This is a genomic window from Streptomyces sp. Q2 (genome assembly GCF_056820935.1).
Genome location: NZ_JBXEJE010000007.1, coordinates 70799 through 86960, shown reverse-complemented (window position 1 = coordinate 86960; position 16162 = coordinate 70799). Strand labels below are relative to the sequence as shown.

Here is a 16162-nt window from a genome sequence, read left to right as displayed (position 1 = left end):
CAACCGCCGGTAACCCCCCGGGAACTCGGCCTTTACATGAGAAACGTCTTGCGCGGCGCCCCTTTTTGCCAAGTTCGCTCGCATTGGGGGTCCCACGTCACTGCCGACACGGAAAACAACCCTCTTATCGGTCTCCCCAACCAGCACATCGTGGGCTTAACTTATGTGCCATGACCTCCCCCCGCTCCACTTATGGTGGCGGCTACTACTCCGCCTCCTTCCCGGACACTCCGATCTATGACCGGCTCGTGGCCGAGCGGGGTACCCCGCAGATCGCCCCGATCCGGGTCCCCGCCGCGTACGACATGCCGGGCAACCACCTGCCCGCGCTGCCGTCGGCACTCCCCGCCCTTCCGGCCGGCCCGTCCCAGCCCGCCTACGGCTACGGCTACCCGCAGGCCCAACAGCCCGCGCCGCTGCAGCAGGCGCCCGGGGCGTACATCCCGCAACAGGCCGGCGCGCCACGGGGTTACCCCGGGCCGCAGGCACAGCAGCAGCCGCGACCGGCGGGCCCCGGAATGGGCACGGGGTACGAGGCGATGCGGCCGGCGGCACCGCGCCCCGCACCGACTCCGTACCAGGACCCGTACAACAACCAGCAGTACCGAGGCGGCTACTGATCTTCTTCCGGGCTGTCGGCGGCGGCTGGCACGATGGCCCCATGGGGAACGCGCAGCTGCAGTCGATTCACGTCCATCCGGTCAAGGCGTTCCGGGGCCAGGCGCCCCGGGAGGCCGTCGTGGAGCCCTGGGGGCTGGCCGGTGACCGACGCTGGGTACTGGTCGACGACGGGGGAAAGGTCGTCACGCAACGCGAACAACCGCGCCTCGCGCGGGCCGCCGCCGAGCTTCTGCCCGGCGGCGGCATTCGTCTGTCCGCGCCCGGCATGGACGCGTTGACCGTGCCCGTGCCGCGCCCGGGCACCACCGAGCCGGTGAACATCTTCCGCGACAAGGTCGAAGGGGTACCGGCCGAGGGCACCGCCGCGCATGCCTGGTGCAGCGCATACCTCGGTGCGCAGACGCGCCTGCTCCACATGGCCGACCCCGCCACGTGCCGGCCCGTCGACCCGGAGTTCGCGCTGCCGGGCGAGACCGTCTCGTTCGCCGACGGCTACCCGCTGCTTCTCACCACGGCGGCGTCCCTCGATGCCCTGAACTCCCTGATCGCCCAAGGTGACCACGCGGCCGAGGGCCCGCTGCCCATGAACCGCTTCCGGCCCAACGTGGTGGTCTCGGGCACCGCAGCCTGGGCCGAGGACGACTGGTCGCGCGTCTCCATCGGTGACGTCGCCTTCCGGGTCGCCAAGATGTGCGGGCGGTGCGTCGTGACCACCACCGACCAGAGCACCGCCGACCGTGGCAGGGAACCCCTGCGCACCCTCGGCCGCCACCGGCGCTTCGGCGGCAAGCTCGTGTTCGGGCAGAACCTGGTGCCCCTCTCCTCCGGCACGATCCGGGTCGGCGATCCGGTGACCGTTCTCGAATAGGGCGGACCGGGCCGAGCAGGACCGGTCGGGACGGGGGGCGGGTTCATGGGAACACCGGCCGGGGGTCCGGTCGTTGGGTTCCGTGAGAAGTTCATGAACGGACCCGGCCACAGGTGATTTCGCTCTCTCTTCGGCCCGGCCCGCGCGTGAACGACTCCGCCGGGAGTTATCACGGAGCGGGAAGGGGGTGCGAGACGGTGCGAGCGATCAGCGGACTCTGGCGCTGGCGGCACAATCCGCTGCGCCGTGCGACCGATCTGGCCGAGGCCTGGACGGCCCTCGTGGCCCTGCTGCTGATCCTGGTCGTCGGCCCCGTGATCGGCTCGCTCGTCGGCGGCGTCGCCCAGGACGCGTTGCAGCGGTCGGTGCGGGAGCAGCGCGAGTCGCGTCACCCGGTGACCGCCACCGTGGTCCGCGAACTGGACCGCTCCGCTCTGGACGCCGACCCCGAGACCTCCTCCGGCCGGGAACTGCGCAGCCGGGTGGAGGCCGACTGGACCGCACCGGACGGCACCGCGCACCACGGCACCGTGATCGCCGCTCTCCAGACCCCGCACCGCGGCGACCACTTCACACTGTGGACGGACGAGCACGGCCGGATAGCGGCCCGCCCGCTCGACTCCGCCACGGCGACCACGCACGCCGTCCTCGCCGGGGTCGGTGCGGCCCTGCTCACCACGGGCCTCGTCGAGGCGGGCAGACGGCTCATGGTGTGGCGCATGGTCCGCCGCCGGTACGCCCGTTGGGACCAGGCATGGGAGCGGGCCGGCCCGGACTGGGGCAGGACCGGCACCGGCAGCTGACTGCCTTCCGGCTCTGGTCAACCCACCGCCTGCGCGCACGCTACGGTGGACCGGCCGAACGTATTCGGCATCAACCCGCGTACCACGAGGTGGGGGCACAGCAACGCCATGGCACAGGGCACGGTCCAGGTGACGCACACCGGCACATCGCGCTGGCGGCGCCGCACGGGTGAGTACGCATCGCTCGCCGCCGCCCTGGAGGCCGCGGCCGAAGGCGATGTCCTCACCGTCGCCCCCGGCACCTACCGGGAGAACCTCGTCGTGCAGCGGGCGGTGACCCTGCGCGGTCCCGAGGGTTCTCCCGGCTCGGTGCGCATCGCGCCCCTGGACGGGGTGCCGCTGACCGTGTGCGCCTCGGCCGTGGTGCAGGACCTGCACGTGGAGGGCCAGGACGCGGCAGCACCCGCCCTGCTCGTCGAGGAGGGCACGCCGGAGCTCACGGACATCCGGATCGTGACGCGGTCCGCGGCCGGTATCGAGGTGCGCGGCGGCGCGCGGCCGACCGTGCGGCGCTGCACCGTCGACAACCCGGCCGGCATCGGCATCGCCGTGGTCGACGGCGGGGGCGGCGTGTTCGAGGAGTGCGAGGTCGTCGCCGCCGGCCAGGCGGGCGTCGCGGTGCGCGGCGGTGGGCACCCCCGGCTGGACCGCTGCCGGGTACACCACGCGTCGGGCGTCGGCCTGTCGGTGACCGGTGAGAACTCCGCGCTGGAAGCGGTGGGTTGCGAGGTCTACGAGGTCCGGGGCAGCGGTGTCCAGGTCACCGGCCGGGCCACCGCCCACCTCACCGACTGCGACGTGCACCGCACCACGGCGGACGGCGTCACGCTCGACACGGACGCGGTCCTGACCCTGGCCGACTGCCGTATCCACGACATCCCGGAGAACGCCGTCGATCTGCGGTCGCGTTCGGTGCTGACGCTGACCCGGACGACGGTGCGTCAGTTCGGGCGCAACGGGCTGTCGGTGTGGGACCCGGGCACGCGCGTGGACGCCAACCAGTGCGAGATCTTCGACAGCACCGGCGACTACCCGGCCGTCTGGGTCAGCGACGGCGCCACCGCGGTCCTCGACTCCTGCCGGGTGCACGACGTACCCGACGCCCTGTTCGTCCTGGACCGCGGCTCACGCGCGGACGTCGTCGACAGCGACCTCTGGCAGGTGCGCAACACGGCCGTGTCGGTGAGCGACGGGGCCACCGCGCAGCTCGACGACTGCCGCATCCGCGACGCGGCGACGGGCGCCTGGTTCCGCGACCACGGCAGCGGCGGCACCCTCAACAACTGCACGGTGGACGGCACCCAGACCGGCGTGATCGTCACCAAGGGCGCCGACCCCACGATAGAGCGCTGCACGGTCGACTCCCCCGCCGAAGCGGGCTTCTACGTCTCCGCCGGCGGCCGGGGCAGCTTCCTGAACTGCCGGGTCACGGGCAGCGGAGGCTACGGCTTCCATGTGATCGACGGCTGCCGTACGACGCTGAAGAAGTGCCGCACGGAGCGGTGCGCGCGCGGTGGCTACGAGTTCGCGGACGCCGGCCCGGACGAAGGATCCGGTGCGGGTCCCGTGGTCGAGGACTGCACCAGCGACGAGAGCGGCGGCCCGCGACAGCCGGCGGCGGCCGAGACCGCCGTGCAGACGGTGTCCCGGTCGGCCGGCCTGCTGGGCGCGATCCCCGGGCAGCGCGCCACCGAACAGGAGCCGCTGGTCACCGGCGCGGAGCCACAGGAGCCGGCGCGGACCTCGAAGGCCGTGCTCGGTGAACTGGACGCGCTGGTGGGCCTGGACAGCGTCAAGCGCGAGGTCCGGGCGCTCACGGACATGATCGAGGTGGGCCGGCGCCGGCAGGAGGCGGGCCTGAAGGCGGCCTCGGTCAAGCGCCACCTGGTCTTCACGGGCTCCCCGGGCACCGGCAAGACGACGGTCGCCCGTCTCTACGGCGAGATCCTCGCCTCCCTCGGCGTGCTGGAGAAGGGCCACCTCGTCGAGGTGTCCCGCGTCGACCTGGTCGGCGAGCACATCGGATCCACGGCGATCCGCACCCAGGAGGCCTTCGACAAGGCGCGCGGCGGTGTCCTGTTCATCGACGAGGCGTACGCGCTGTCGCCGGAGGACTCGGGCCGGGACTTCGGCAAGGAGGCCATCGACACGCTGGTGAAGCTGATGGAGGACCACCGGGACGCGGTCGTGGTGATCGTCGCGGGCTACACGGCCGAGATGGAGCGGTTCCTCTCGATCAACCCCGGTGTGGCGTCCCGCTTCTCACGGACCATCACCTTCAGCGACTACAACCCCGAGGAACTGCTGCGGATCGTCGAGCAGCAGGCCGAGGAGCACGAGTACCGGCTGGCACCGGGCGCCTCTCAGGCCCTGCTGAAGTACTTCACGACGCTCCCCAAGGGGCCGGCCTTCGGCAACGGCCGTACCGCCCGCCAGACCTTCGAGGCCATGGTCGAGCGGCACGCGAGCCGGGTCGCCCAGGTCGCCGACCCGAGCAAGGACGACCTGACGCTGCTCTACGCGGAGGACCTGCCCGGGTCCTCCTGAGGCCGCTGCACGGGTACGTCCGGCCGCAGCCGGGCCAGCAGCCGTCCCCGTTCCTCCGCGAACGCCGGGTCGGCCTGGTAGTCCGAGTGACCGAGGATCGGCGCGGGCAGAGGGTGTTCGTTCGTACGGCCGTACGCCAGCGGGTCCTTGAGGGCTTCGCGGTCCACCTCGGGGCCGCAGTCGCCGGGCAGCCGGACCGGGCCGCCGATCGGGTCGGTGGGCCGATGCAGGTTGCGCCAGCAGTCGACGTCCTGGTGGAGCGCGCTGAGCGCGGCGGGGCCGAAGTGGGCCGGGAACCAGCGGCCGTAGAGGCGTTCCAACGGGGAGCCGTACGTCAGCAGCGCGACGCGTTTGCGGACGGACGGCTTCAGCTGCCAGGCGGCCGCGGCGGCGAGCACGCTGCCCTGTGAGTGTCCGGACAGGACGAGCCGGCCGCCGGTGGCGTGGGTCCAGGTGGCCATCCGCCAGGTCAGGTCGGGCACCGCGCGTTCGGCGTAGCAGGGTGGTGCGAAGGGGTGGGCGGCGCGTGGCCAGAAGGTTCCGACGTCCCAGAGGATGCCGATGGTGCGGCGCGCCGAGGCGTCCTTGTAGGCGCGCCGGCCCCAGGTGACGAACAGTATGAAGCCGAGTCCGATCAGCCAGGAGCCCAGTGCCTGTGCGGTCTCGGCGACGCCCTGGACGAAGGCGGGTGTCCGCCGTGCGGCCTCGGCGGGTACCCGGTCGGTGGCCATCGCGCCGACCAGGGCCCCGGCGCCGAGCAGGAGGGTCGTGGTGGAGGTGACCGCGACGAGCAGGGGTCCGCGGTCGGTGAGCGTGGCCGTCGCGCGCATCCGTGCGATGCGGCGGGTGCGGGTGGTGTCCTTGGGCTCGCCCGGGTAGTCCCGTTCCACCGCGGCCAGTTCGGCCCGGCGCAGGAGCCAGGTCCGCCACGCCAGCCAGCCGCAGAGCACCAGCAGGACGACGAGCAGCGGCGGGATGACGGACGCCTGCCAGGTGAGCAGGACCGGCGGGCCGGGGATGTTCGTGCCGGTGCCGTCCAGCCAGTCGGCGACGCGCTGGGAGACGCCGCCGGACATGACCCCGCCGAGTGCGCAGGCCAGCATCGCGACGGCGGGCCCGCCCAGGCCGCGCATCGCGGCGCGCGGGTCGGGACGGGCGCGGTGCAGGACATGGGCGACCGCGCCGAGGGCGATGACGAGCAGGCCCTGGAGCAGGACGATGCCGCCGAAGGTCGCGTCGCCCGGCAGCCGGCCGGCCGACTCCCATCCCGGGCGCTCCCAGCCGGCGTACACGGTGGCGAGCACGAGCAGGACGACGCAGGTGAGCGGCAGGCCACGTACGAGACGGGCGTCGAGCTCCCGGTCGAGGCGGTGTTCGCTGCGGCCCCTGCGGCAGACCACCCACACCACGCCCACCGCGGCGGCGAGGAGCGCCGCTTCGAGGAGCCGGCCCAGCGCGTCGAGCGGCGCGGGCCCGCCGGGCCGGTGGTCGAACCGTGCCGCGGCCGTACCGACGGCGGCGGCGACGGTCAGCAGTCCGGCGGCGGTGTGGGCGGCACGCAGCCGGGCCACCAGGCGGCGTCCGTACCAGAAGCCGGGCCGGCCCAGCGCGGTGCGGCCGGTCTCCTCGTCCCGCTCGGGTGTGCGGGACATCGGCTGCTGGGACTCGTACGCGCTCCAGGTGCGGTGCGACAGGTACCACAGCAGCCAGGTGAGCGCGGCCGGGACCAGTGCCGCGAGGGCGAGGCGGCGGCCGGGCCGGCTCCACCAGCCGCCGTCGGAGACGGTGGGCGACAGGAAGCCGAGCCAGGAGTGCCGCCCGGCACACGCGCGCGTGCCCGCGCACTGCCAGGCCGCGAGGTCGAGGGCGACCTCGCAGACCGCGGCGACGAGCAGCACGGTCAGGGTCAGTCCCGTGAGCCGCACCAGCAGCCCGTACAGACGCACCGTCCGTCTGCGGCCGCGCGCGGTGGGGCGCATCCAGTGGGCGAGGTTGACGACCATGAACGGCAGCAGCAACAGCCACAGGGCGCGGGTGCCGTTGCCGGAGGTGAGGTTGCACCAGACGTACGCCTCGGGCACCGGCCGGCCGCGGTGGTCGTGCGGTCGTGATTCGGCGTCGGCGTCGGCGGCGCGCCGGAAGACGGCCGCCGTGTCGTCGCCGGTGATCCGGACCGTGCGCGGATCGTCGAGCATCTTCTCGGGTGTGGTGCCGCCGACTCCGTGGACGAGGAGTTCCAGGGCGGCTCCTGATTCGTCGGGCCTGGTGGCGGAGCCGTCGGCTCCGGCGGTCGAGGCACGTTCCTGCGCACGTTCCACTGTTCGCACTTCCCCCGTGACGCGCTGTCGGCATCTGTTTGTGCGGGGACAAGGATCGCTGTTCGGCGCGTGCCGCACACCTCTCGTCACGGAATCTCCCCGATCCGTGTGCCGGTCGGCGGCCCGGATGTCACCCGGGCGGCACGCCCGCGTCGGGACGGTCGGTGGCGCTACCCCCACCGGCGCGTGCAAGGATGGGGCGTCCGCGCACCAGCACCCGGCAAAATGTCCTTGTCACAGGCGGTGCGCAGGGCGTGTCGGACGGGTTGAGGCGAAAGGACCGGAGCGTACGTGAGCGAGAATCAGAACCTCCTCGCGGAGCAGCGACGTGCCCTGATCCTGGACGAGGTGCGCCGCCGCGGCGGCGTCCGTGTCAACGAGCTGACCCGAAAGCTCGGCGTGTCGGACATGACCGTACGACGTGACCTCGACGCGCTGGCCCGGCAGGGCGTGCTGGAGAAGGTGCACGGCGGCGCGGTCCCGGTGGTCGAGGCGAGCACGCACGAGCCGGGCTTCGAGGCGAAGTCGGGTCTGGAGCTGACCGCCAAGGAGGACATCGCGCGGGCCGCGGCGGAGCTGGTCGTGGCGGGCAGCGCGATCGCCCTGTCGGGCGGTACGACGACGTTCGCGCTGGCGCACCGGCTGGTCGACGTGCCGGACCTGACCGTCGTCACCAACTCGGTGCGGGTGGCCGACGTCTTCCACGTAGCGCAGCGCACCTCGGGTCCCCGGCAGGGCGCGGCCACGGTGGTGCTGACCGGCGGGGTGCGCACCCCGTCGGACTCGCTGGTGGGGCCGGTGGCGGACCAGGCGATCGCGGCGCTCCACTTCGACCTGCTGTTCCTCGGTGTGCACGGCATATCGGTCGAGGCCGGCCTGTCGACGCCGAACCTCGCCGAGGCCGAGACCAACCGGCGCCTGGTGCAGTCGGCGCGGCGGGTCGTGGTCGTCGCCGACCACACCAAGTGGGGGACGGTGGGCCTCAGTTCGTTCGCGGCACTGGAGCAGGTCGACACGCTGGTGACGGACGCCGGGCTGCCCGGCGAGGCACGCGCGGAGATCTCGGAGCATCTGCGGCGGCTGGTCGTGGCGGGCGAGCCCGGCGAAGATGCAGACGAGTGACTGACCGTCAGCTAATGTGACGCTGCCCGGTCAACGCCCGCCTCCCCCAAGGGGGTTCTGCCCATGGCCCGTCAGCTGCGCCCGGTGGGGATCGAGTTCGTCGAGACCGCCCCCGTACGCCTGGTCTTCGCGCGGGAGATCTCCGCTCCCCCCGGGAAAGTCTTCCGCGCACTGGCCGAGGACGTGCCCGGCTGGACCGACTGGTTCGGGGCGGTGACGCTGGCCCGGTCCTGCGACGACGGGGCCCGGCGCGAGATCCGGCTCAAGGGCGGGACGCGTTTCCTGGAGACGGTCCTCGTCGCCAAGGAGGCCGAGGTGTACGCCTACCGCGTCGACGAGACCAACGCGCCCGGCGCTCGCGCGCTGGTCGAGGAGTGGCGGCTGGTCCCGTCGGGCACCGGCACCCGCGTGCAGTGGACCTTCGCCGCGGACGGGCCGGCGGCGTTCCGGCTGGCGCTGACCTTCGTGCGCGGGGGCCTCGGGCGGGCCTTCCGCGAAGCCGTCACCGCGCTCGAGGGACGACTGACGGCGCGCTAGCGCCAGACACCCGACTCCAGCAGCGAGACGATCGCCGCCGTGTACGGCGCGATGTCCATGCCCTGTTCGGCGAGCCAGGCGTCCGAGTAGTACTTGTCGAGGTAGCGGTCCCCGGGGTCGCACAGCAGCGTCACCACACTGCCCTGCCGGCCCTCCGCGACCATCTCGGCGATGATCTTCAGCGCGCTCCACAGCCCGGTGCCCGTCGAACCGCCCGCCCTGCGGCCGATGGCCTGCTCCAGGGCGCGGACGGCGGCGACGCTGGCCGCGTCCGGGACCTTCATCATCCGGTCGATCGCACCGGGCACGAAGCTCGGTTCCATACGGGGCCGGCCGATGCCCTCGATGCGGGAGCCGCAGTCGCACGTGACGTCCGGATCGCCGGTGGTCCAGCCCTCGAAGAAACACGAGTTCTCCGGATCGGCGACACAGATGCGGGTGTCGTGCTGCATGTAGTGGACGTAGCGCGCGATGGTCGCGGAGGTACCTCCGGTGCCGGCTGTCGCGACGATCCACGCGGGCTCCGGGAACCGCTCCAAACGCAGCTGGCGGAAGATGGATTCGGCGATGTTGTTGTTGCCGCGCCAGTCCGTGGCCCGTTCGGCGTAGGTGAACTGGTCCATGTAGTGGCCGCCGGTCTCCACCGCGAGGCGGGCGGACTCCTCGTACATCCTCCGCGAGTCGTCCACGAAGTGGCACTGGCCGCCGTGGAACTCGATGAGGCGGATCTTCTCGGCGCTCGTCGTGCGCGGCATGACGGCGATGAAGGGCACGCCGATCAGCTTCGCGAAGTACGCCTCGGAGACGGCCGTCGAGCCGCTGGACGCCTCGATCACCGGGCGGCCCGGACGGATCCAGCCATTGCAGAGGCCGTAGAGGAAGAGGGAGCGGGCGAGCCGGTGCTTGAGGCTGCCGGTCGGGTGCGTCGACTCGTCCTTCAGGTACAGGTCGATGCCCCATTTCTCGGGCAGCGGGAAGCGCAGCAGATGCGTGTCGGCCGAGCGGTTGGAGTCGGCCTGGACCTTGCGCACGGCCTCTTTCAGCCAGCCGCGGTAGACCACGTCGCTGTGGTCGACGTCGAGGGTTTCGCCGGTCCGGGTTCTCTGCGGGGTGCTCACGGCGGGGCTCCTTAGGGCTGCGCGCCGACGGCGCGTCGCGCGGCCGCCACCTCGATCATAGACACCTTCCGCACGCTTCTCACCTGCATAAACATGCCTTTGAGCACCTCAAAGGCACCCCTGGGGCTGGGCGGCACCAGGAGGTGGGGGCGCATTCGCGCGAGTGCTCCGGGCGCTCTCGGCGAGGCGGTCGTGCGCACTGGTGCGGGACGTCGGAGGCGGGCAGACTGCCCGACGGGACGAAGGTCGCCCACGGGGGCGCACACTGGATCACGACACGAACAGGTCAACGGCCCACTCGGAAGCAAGGGCCGGGACACCCACACGCACTAGGGGGCGGGGCGGGATGGCGGAGCCGGAGTTCACGGCCACGGGCGTGCGGATCGGGAAGCGGCTGCGCTCGCTCACCCGGGCCGGCCAGGTCCGGATCAGCGACGGCCGGCTGGAGTTGCTCACCAGTTACGGCAGTGAGATCGACAGCGCGCCGGTGCAGGCCGTGCGTGCCTCCAAACCGTGGTTCGCCCCGGAGGACCGAGCCCTGGCGGACCTCAACGGCAACCGCTACCTGCTGACCCTGGGCGAGCACGACCCCGCTCCGGGCGAGCCCGGGCCGCCCGCGGCGCGCCGGTTCATCGAGGCCGTACGGCGGGCCGCAGGGCGTAACGACTGAATCACCGTGAGTTGCGGGACCGCACCCCCTGGGCCACTCTTGTCTCACGTCACTCTGGGTTTACCGGCGATAACGCTGCGAACCAGCCCGCCGGGCCACGACAGCAGGCGGCCGTTTCACGCAAGGCACGCTGCTGGATCGATCCGAACTCCGTGTTCTTCCGGACCTACGTCGGGGAGTCGCAGCCGTGATCAGTCACCCAAGCAGGCACTGCGCGGTGGAGCTCCAAGCCCTGCCGTCGCGGATCGGCCAGGTCCGCAGAATCGTATCGGCGCAGTTGCGCTACTGGCATCTGGATCCGCTCATAGACCGGGCCGCGCTCGGCGTGACGGAGTTGTTGACCAACGTCCACCGCCACGCCCAGCCCGACAAGACGTGCACCGTGGAGATCGAGCTGCTGCTCGACCGTCTGACGGTCTCGGTGCGCGACCACGACCCGCGGCTGCCGGTCGTGGAGGACGCCGAGACGTTCGCCACGTGCGGGCGCGGGCTCGCGATGGTCGCCGCGGTCAGCGAGAGCTGGGGCGCGCGGCCGGAGGGCGAGTCCGGCAAGGTCGTGTGGTTCACGCTGCCGACACCCTCGTCCGCGCGGCCGGCCACGCGCCCGCCACGGCGGGCGGTCGCGGACAAACCCGCGCACCGGTTCGTGGAGGTCGCGCACGCCGTCGACCTGCGCAGGCCCGAACACGCTCCCGCCCGGTCGGCCGTTGCCGGCTGACCGGGCGGTGACCCCTCTTTCGGTTCGTTCGCCCACTGGGCACCCAAGCCGGTGGCGAGCCCCTCCGGCTCTCTCACGGCCGACGCGTTGGGACAGTGGGCGTCCGTGGGCCCTTGCCCGTCACTGCGTGGCCGTGGCCCGCAGGACGTCCGGGTGGGCCGCGCGCCGGGTCGGGCGCCAGGCCCGCGTGGGCTCCCGCCGCGAGCCCCTACGGACGCGACCACCGTCAGCCGCGGGGGTCGCATCGCAAAGGCGAAGGCGCTGCCGCTCACCCCGTCCGAGGCCGTGACCAGCGTGTCGTTGGTGGCGGGGTGGTGGTCATGCCGCACCGCCCTCGCCGGTGCGGCCGAACTGCTCGTCCAGGACGGACAGCCGGCGCCAGTACTCGTCCTCGTCGATCTCGCCGGAGGCGAAGCGGTGGCCCAGGACGGTGATGGGCGAGCTGTCGTCGACGGTCGGGCGCCGCCGGGGTCCGCCGCGTCCGCGCCATACGGTGCGGCGCAGCAGAGTGATGCCGCCGATCACGACGGCCGCCCAGATCAGCGGGAAGAGCAGGATCCACGGGCCGGGGCCGCCGTCGCCGAAGTGCGCCAGGGTCTGCATCTCGGGTCATCTCCTCGGTGGGTTTTCAGGTGATGCCTCGACAGTGGCTCCGGGGAGGGGTCCGGGTCGTCGTACGGCCGGCGGCGGTGCGCGTACCTCCCGGGGAGTACGCGGGCGTGTCGCCACTGCCCCCCCCCGGACCTCGACTCTCCAGGATTCGACTCCTGTAACTACTAGTATGTACAGTGCCGATGTGAGCACCTCGGAGCGACTGATCGAGTCCACCCGTGAGCTGTTGTGGGAGCGCGGCTATGTGGGCACCAGCCCCAAGGCGATCCTGGAACGTGCGGAAGCCGGGCAGGGCAGCATGTACCACCACTTCAAGGGGAAGCCCGACCTCGCCCTGGCCGCGATCCGCCGGACGGCGGAGGAGTTGCTGGCCACCGCCGAGGGAGTACTCGACGGTCCCGGGACACCGTACGAGCGGATCGAGGCGTATCTGCGGCGGGAGCGCGACGTACTGCGCGGCTGTCCGATCGGGCGGCTGACGATGGACCCGGAGATCATCGCCAGCGACGAACTGCGCGCGCCGGTCGACGCGACGCTCGACCGGATCCGTGAGCGGATCGCCGGAATCGTCGAAGAGGGCAAGGAGCAGGGCCACTTCGCGCCCTCGCTGGACGGTGAGGAGATCGCGGCGACCGTCCTCGCGACGGTCCAGGGCGGCTACGTCCTCGCCCGCGCCTCCGGTTCGCCCGCCGCGTTCGACACGGGCGTCCGAGGCCTGTTGTCGCTGCTCGCGTCGGCCCGCCCCGACCACACGGCCTGAGGAGACATCCGATGCACGCCATGCAGTACGAGCTCACGCTGCCCGCCGACTACGACATGGGCGTCGTCCGCGACCGGGTCGCACGCAAAGGTCGTCTGCTCGACGGCTGGGAGGGCCTGGGCCTCAAGGCGTTTCTGATGCGTGAGCGGGGCACCAGCGGATCGCCGGTCAACCAGTACGCGCCGTTCTACCTGTGGAACACCATGGAGGGCATGAACACCTTCCTGTGGGGCGGCGCCTTCCAGGTGATCCCCGACGACTTCGGGCGCCCCGCGGTCCGGCAGTGGACGGGAGTGGCGTACGAGGAGGGCGCCGCGACCGGCTCCCCCGCGCGGATCGCCGTGCGGCGGCGGCAACGGGTGCCGGACGGGGTGCCGTTGGGCGAGGTGATGGAGGACGCGGCGGGTGAGGCGGGGCGGCTCGCGGCCAGGGAGGGAGCGGTGCTGGCGGCGGCCGCCGTGGACACGAGCCGCTGGGAGCTCGTCCATTTCTCGCTCTGGGAGGGTGACGCGCCGAAGGCCGAAGGCGATGTGTTCGAGGTGCTGCACCTGTCGCAGCCGGGGCGCGACCGGATGCGGCGGGGGCGGCGATGGTGAGCATGGTCCGTACCGTGCTCGGGGACGTGCGCCCCGCGGCCCTGGGCGTCTGCGACGCGCACGACCACCTGTTCTTCAGCAGTCCCCGCCTGCCGGGGCAGGAACTCCAGCACGTGTCCGCAGCCCGCGCGGAGTTGGCGGCGTTCCTCGCGCAGGGCGGCAACAGCGTGGTGCAGTGGACGCCGTACGGGCTGGGGCGACGGGCCGCCGATCTGCCGTCGCTGTCCCGGGAGACAGGGGTGCTCGTGGTGGCCGCGACCGGGTTGCACCAGGCCGTCCACTACGACGACGAGACCCTCGCCGGGCTGCGGGGCCGGCTCGCCGAGGTCTTCGTCGCCGAACTGACCGAGGGCATCGGCCCGTCGGGGGTCCGGGCGGGCCTGATCAAGGTCGCGGGCGGCTTCCACGCCCTCGACGCGCACGCCCGCTGGACGATGAGAGCGGCGGCCGAGGCCCACCATGCGACGGGAGCGCCCATCGCCGTCCACCTGGAGCTCGGCACCGGCGCCCTGGACGTACTGGACCTGCTGTGCGGCGAGTCGGGGGTGCCACCGCACCGGGTGATCCTGGGGCACCTCAACCGCTCCCCCGACGTCGTGGTGCAGCTCCAGGCCGCGCGGACCGGCTGCTACCTCGCCTTCGACGGGCCCTCACGCGCCAACCACGCCACGGACTGGCGGATGCCGGGCGCCGTACGAGCGCTCGCCGACGCGGGATACGGCGACCGGCTGCTGCTCGGCGGCGACACCACGACCGCGGCGGCCCGCTCGGTCGACGGCGGTCCGGGGATGCCGTATCTGCTGCGGCGGGTGCGGCCTCGGCTCGAAGTCGAGCTGGGCGAGGAGATGGTGGAGCGGATCCTCACGCGGAACCCGGGCGCGGCGTTCGCGGCGCAATGGCGCTGACCCGCCCCGGGCCAGGGCCCGGGCCAGGGGACGACGACCACCTGGCCCGATCACGTCGGCCTTTGGCCCTTTCGGCGCCTGTCGGCCGCGCCCCGCGCCCGGAGGATGGCGGCAGCGGGACTGCGACGAGGAGGGCGACGACATGCCACTGGAGATGCGCGAGCGCTGCGAACGCTGCGAGACGGCGACGCTGCCGCCGGACGCGCCGGCCCGGATCTGCTCGTACGAGTGCACCTTCTGCGTGCCGTGCGGCGAGGCCTTGCGGGACCTCTGCCCCAACTGCGGTGGGGAGCTGGTGGCCCGGCCACGCAGGAACTGACGGGACCTGACTGACGGGACCTGACGGCAACCGGCAGGCACGCTTCGCCAGGGGCGGCCCCCCGCGCAGGAGCACGCGCTGTACCGGCGGAGTGCCGTGGGCGCGGAGCGCCGTGGCCACGGAACAGCCCTAGGCCACCGCGATGTCCACGGACGGCCGGAGCTTCGCCGCCGCGGCCAGGGCCTCGTGGACGGGGTGGGTGGCGAAGGCCGTCAACAGGGCCGGGTCGGCCGGGGTTTCGGCGGCCGGGAAGGCGATCTGCTCGTACGCCGCCTGGAAGCGCGGGCCCCAGCGGCGGGCCCCGAGACGGGCCGTCCGGGAGCAGTTGTCGACCATGTGGGCCACGTCGCGGGCGTGCATGTAGGGCAGCAGCGAGTCGACGGCCTCGATGACGGACTCGTTGACGATCTCCGACCACGGGTGCCCGCGCTCGGCGAACTCGTCCACCTGGGCCAGCATGGTGGCGACGAAGACACCGGCGGTGAACGGATCGACGGGCAGCTCGCGCCGGGCCCGCCGGGCCCGGACCCGGTCGCTGACGGACCACATCGGTGAACCGCCGATCTCGGTCATCGGGCGGCCGCCGAGCCGCCGTTCGGCCAGGATCACGCTGCGCAGCTCGGTGCCGTCGGCGACCTCGTCGTAGATCTCGGCGACGATCTCGCGGGAGGGTGCGTACGTCGCCGCGTAGGCGCGGTCGAAGACGTCCCGCCCTGCCGCGTCGAGGCTGTCGCGCACCGCACGGAGTCCAGCCTGCGAGATCGTGCGGGCGATCGGTCCGGTGACGTTCTCGCAGGACCTCTCGTACGCGGTCACCTCGTCGTCCCCGGCCAGGCGGTGGCGGCCGTACAGGCTCTCGACGATGCCGTGCACGGCGCCGAGCAGGATGGCGCGTTCACCGACGATGTCGGAGCGGTACTCGCTCTCCAGCGTGGTGCGGAAGGTGTACGGCGACCCGAGCGCCACCGACCAGCCGAGCGCGAGGTCGACGGCCCGGCCGTCGGGGTCGGCGTGCACGGCGAAACTGCTGTTGATCCCGGCGCCGTTGACCTCCGCGCCCTGCTGGTACAGGCGGCGCACCGAGTCGCCCATGCCCTTGGGGCACACGGCGATCACCGGGTGGCCGGACGGGAAGTCGCCGCCGGTTGCCCGCAGGTGGCCGAGCAGGAAGCCGTGGGAGAGACCGATCGCGGCGCCGGGCCGGAGGGCGGCGAAGATCTCCTGGTGGTGGGCGGCGAGCGCGGCGTCCGCGATCAGCAGGACGACCAGGTCGCTGTCGGCGGCGACGGCGAGCCAGTCGCCGAGCGTGCCGTCCTTCTCCGTGAAGCCGTGGGCACGGGCGTCGGTGGCCGACCGGGAGCCGGGGCGCAGTCCGACGGCGACGCGGATGTCCGTGCCGGCGAGCGAGTCGCGCAGGTTGAGGGCCTGGGCGCGGCCCTGCGGGCCCCAGCCGAGGACGCCGATGCGGCGGACGCCGTCGAAGGCCTTCGGCAGCAGGGGAAACAGGTGCCGGCCGCCGCGCAGGATGGTCTCGGTGCCGTCGGGCACGTCCATCGCTTCGAGGGCGAAGACGCGGGAGGTGTACGTGGTCGAGGTCATGGTCGAGTTGTAGGCTCGGCGCGAGCGTTGCGGCAAGCGCAACCTTTGC

Annotated in this window: 16 protein-coding genes; 12 read left to right on the top strand and 4 right to left on the bottom strand. The window is 72.6% G+C overall.

The window, feature by feature from the left end; genetic code table 11:
- The first annotated feature begins 170 nt into the window (after positions 1-170).
- The 4 genes from ACWBNA_RS09710 (at position 171) to ACWBNA_RS09695 (ending at position 4839) form a co-directional block, all read left to right on the top strand.
- On the top strand, positions 171-620 hold the full coding sequence (locus ACWBNA_RS09710) for a DUF6643 family protein (RefSeq protein WP_482703844.1): 450 nt from the start codon (positions 171-173) through the stop codon (positions 618-620).
- A gap of 41 nt (positions 621-661) precedes the next feature.
- The gene (locus ACWBNA_RS09705; RefSeq protein WP_482703843.1) at positions 662-1489 is read left to right on the top strand and encodes an MOSC domain-containing protein; all 828 of its coding nucleotides are present in this window, start codon (positions 662-664) and stop codon (positions 1487-1489) included.
- Between the two features lie 197 nt (positions 1490-1686).
- Entirely contained in the window at positions 1687-2292 is a 606-nt protein-coding gene (locus ACWBNA_RS09700) for an Rv1733c family protein (RefSeq protein WP_482703842.1), read from the top strand.
- A gap of 108 nt (positions 2293-2400) precedes the next feature.
- Positions 2401-4839 (top strand): right-handed parallel beta-helix repeat-containing protein, encoded by a 2439-nt coding sequence (locus ACWBNA_RS09695; protein ID WP_482703841.1) that lies wholly within the window; start codon positions 2401-2403, stop codon positions 4837-4839.
- On the opposite strand, the gene ACWBNA_RS09690 is transcribed toward ACWBNA_RS09695, so the two are convergent.
- Positions 4809-7157 carry a hypothetical protein gene (locus tag ACWBNA_RS09690; RefSeq protein WP_482703840.1) on the bottom strand — a complete coding sequence of 783 codons (2349 nt, stop codon included), beginning with the start codon at positions 7155-7157 and terminating at the stop codon, positions 4809-4811. The two genes, ACWBNA_RS09695 and ACWBNA_RS09690, sit on opposite strands and share 31 nt — an antisense overlap.
- Positions 7158-7448: 291 nt before the next feature.
- On the opposite strand from ACWBNA_RS09690, the gene ACWBNA_RS09685 reads away from it, so the two are divergent.
- Both ACWBNA_RS09685 and ACWBNA_RS09680 read left to right on the top strand, forming a co-directional pair.
- Positions 7449-8279, top strand: coding sequence for a DeoR/GlpR family DNA-binding transcription regulator (locus ACWBNA_RS09685; protein WP_482703839.1), 831 nt, complete (start codon positions 7449-7451; stop codon positions 8277-8279).
- 63 nt (positions 8280-8342) lie between these two features.
- Positions 8343-8816 (top strand): SRPBCC family protein, encoded by a 474-nt coding sequence (locus tag ACWBNA_RS09680; RefSeq protein ID WP_482703838.1) that lies wholly within the window; start codon positions 8343-8345, stop codon positions 8814-8816.
- Here the strand turns inward: ACWBNA_RS09680 and cds1 are convergent.
- Positions 8813-9934, bottom strand: a complete 1122-nt coding sequence (gene cds1, locus ACWBNA_RS09675; RefSeq protein WP_482703837.1) for an L-cysteine desulfhydrase Cds1 — start codon at positions 9932-9934, stop codon at positions 8813-8815. The genes ACWBNA_RS09680 and cds1 overlap by 4 nt on opposite strands.
- A 346-nt stretch (positions 9935-10280) precedes the next feature.
- Between cds1 and ACWBNA_RS09670 the strand changes: the two genes are divergently transcribed.
- Entirely contained in the window at positions 10281-10604 is a 324-nt protein-coding gene (locus tag ACWBNA_RS09670) for a hypothetical protein (RefSeq protein ID WP_482703836.1), read from the top strand.
- A 187-nt stretch (positions 10605-10791) separates the two neighbouring features.
- Entirely contained in the window at positions 10792-11322 is a 531-nt protein-coding gene (locus tag ACWBNA_RS09665; RefSeq protein WP_482703835.1) for an ATP-binding protein, read from the top strand.
- A gap of 318 nt (positions 11323-11640) precedes the next feature.
- Here ACWBNA_RS09665 and ACWBNA_RS09660 read toward each other — a convergent pair whose 3' ends face one another.
- Positions 11641-11925, bottom strand: coding sequence for an SHOCT domain-containing protein (locus ACWBNA_RS09660; RefSeq protein WP_482703834.1), 285 nt, complete (start codon positions 11923-11925; stop codon positions 11641-11643).
- Between the two features lie 178 nt (positions 11926-12103).
- On the opposite strand from ACWBNA_RS09660, the gene ACWBNA_RS09655 reads away from it, so the two are divergent.
- From ACWBNA_RS09655 to ACWBNA_RS09640, 4 genes are all read left to right on the top strand, one after another.
- Entirely contained in the window at positions 12104-12694 is a 591-nt protein-coding gene (locus tag ACWBNA_RS09655; RefSeq protein ID WP_482703833.1) for a TetR/AcrR family transcriptional regulator, read from the top strand.
- An 11-nt stretch (positions 12695-12705) separates the two neighbouring features.
- Positions 12706-13290 carry a DUF4865 family protein gene (locus ACWBNA_RS09650; RefSeq protein ID WP_482703832.1) on the top strand — a complete coding sequence of 195 codons (585 nt, stop codon included), beginning with the start codon at positions 12706-12708 and terminating at the stop codon, positions 13288-13290.
- Positions 13284-14195 carry a phosphotriesterase family protein gene (locus tag ACWBNA_RS09645; RefSeq protein ID WP_482703831.1) on the top strand — a complete coding sequence of 304 codons (912 nt, stop codon included), beginning with the start codon at positions 13284-13286 and terminating at the stop codon, positions 14193-14195. Before ACWBNA_RS09650 ends, ACWBNA_RS09645 begins: the two co-directional genes overlap by 7 nt.
- Before the next feature lie 142 nt (positions 14196-14337).
- Positions 14338-14514: a DUF1272 domain-containing protein gene (locus tag ACWBNA_RS09640; RefSeq protein ID WP_482703830.1), complete on the top strand. Its 177-nt coding sequence runs from the start codon at positions 14338-14340 to the stop codon at positions 14512-14514.
- A gap of 129 nt (positions 14515-14643) precedes the next feature.
- Here ACWBNA_RS09640 and ACWBNA_RS09635 read toward each other — a convergent pair whose 3' ends face one another.
- Positions 14644-16113 (bottom strand): ketol-acid reductoisomerase, encoded by a 1470-nt coding sequence (locus ACWBNA_RS09635; RefSeq protein WP_482703829.1) that lies wholly within the window; start codon positions 16111-16113, stop codon positions 14644-14646.
- Positions 16114-16162 lie beyond the last annotated feature (49 nt).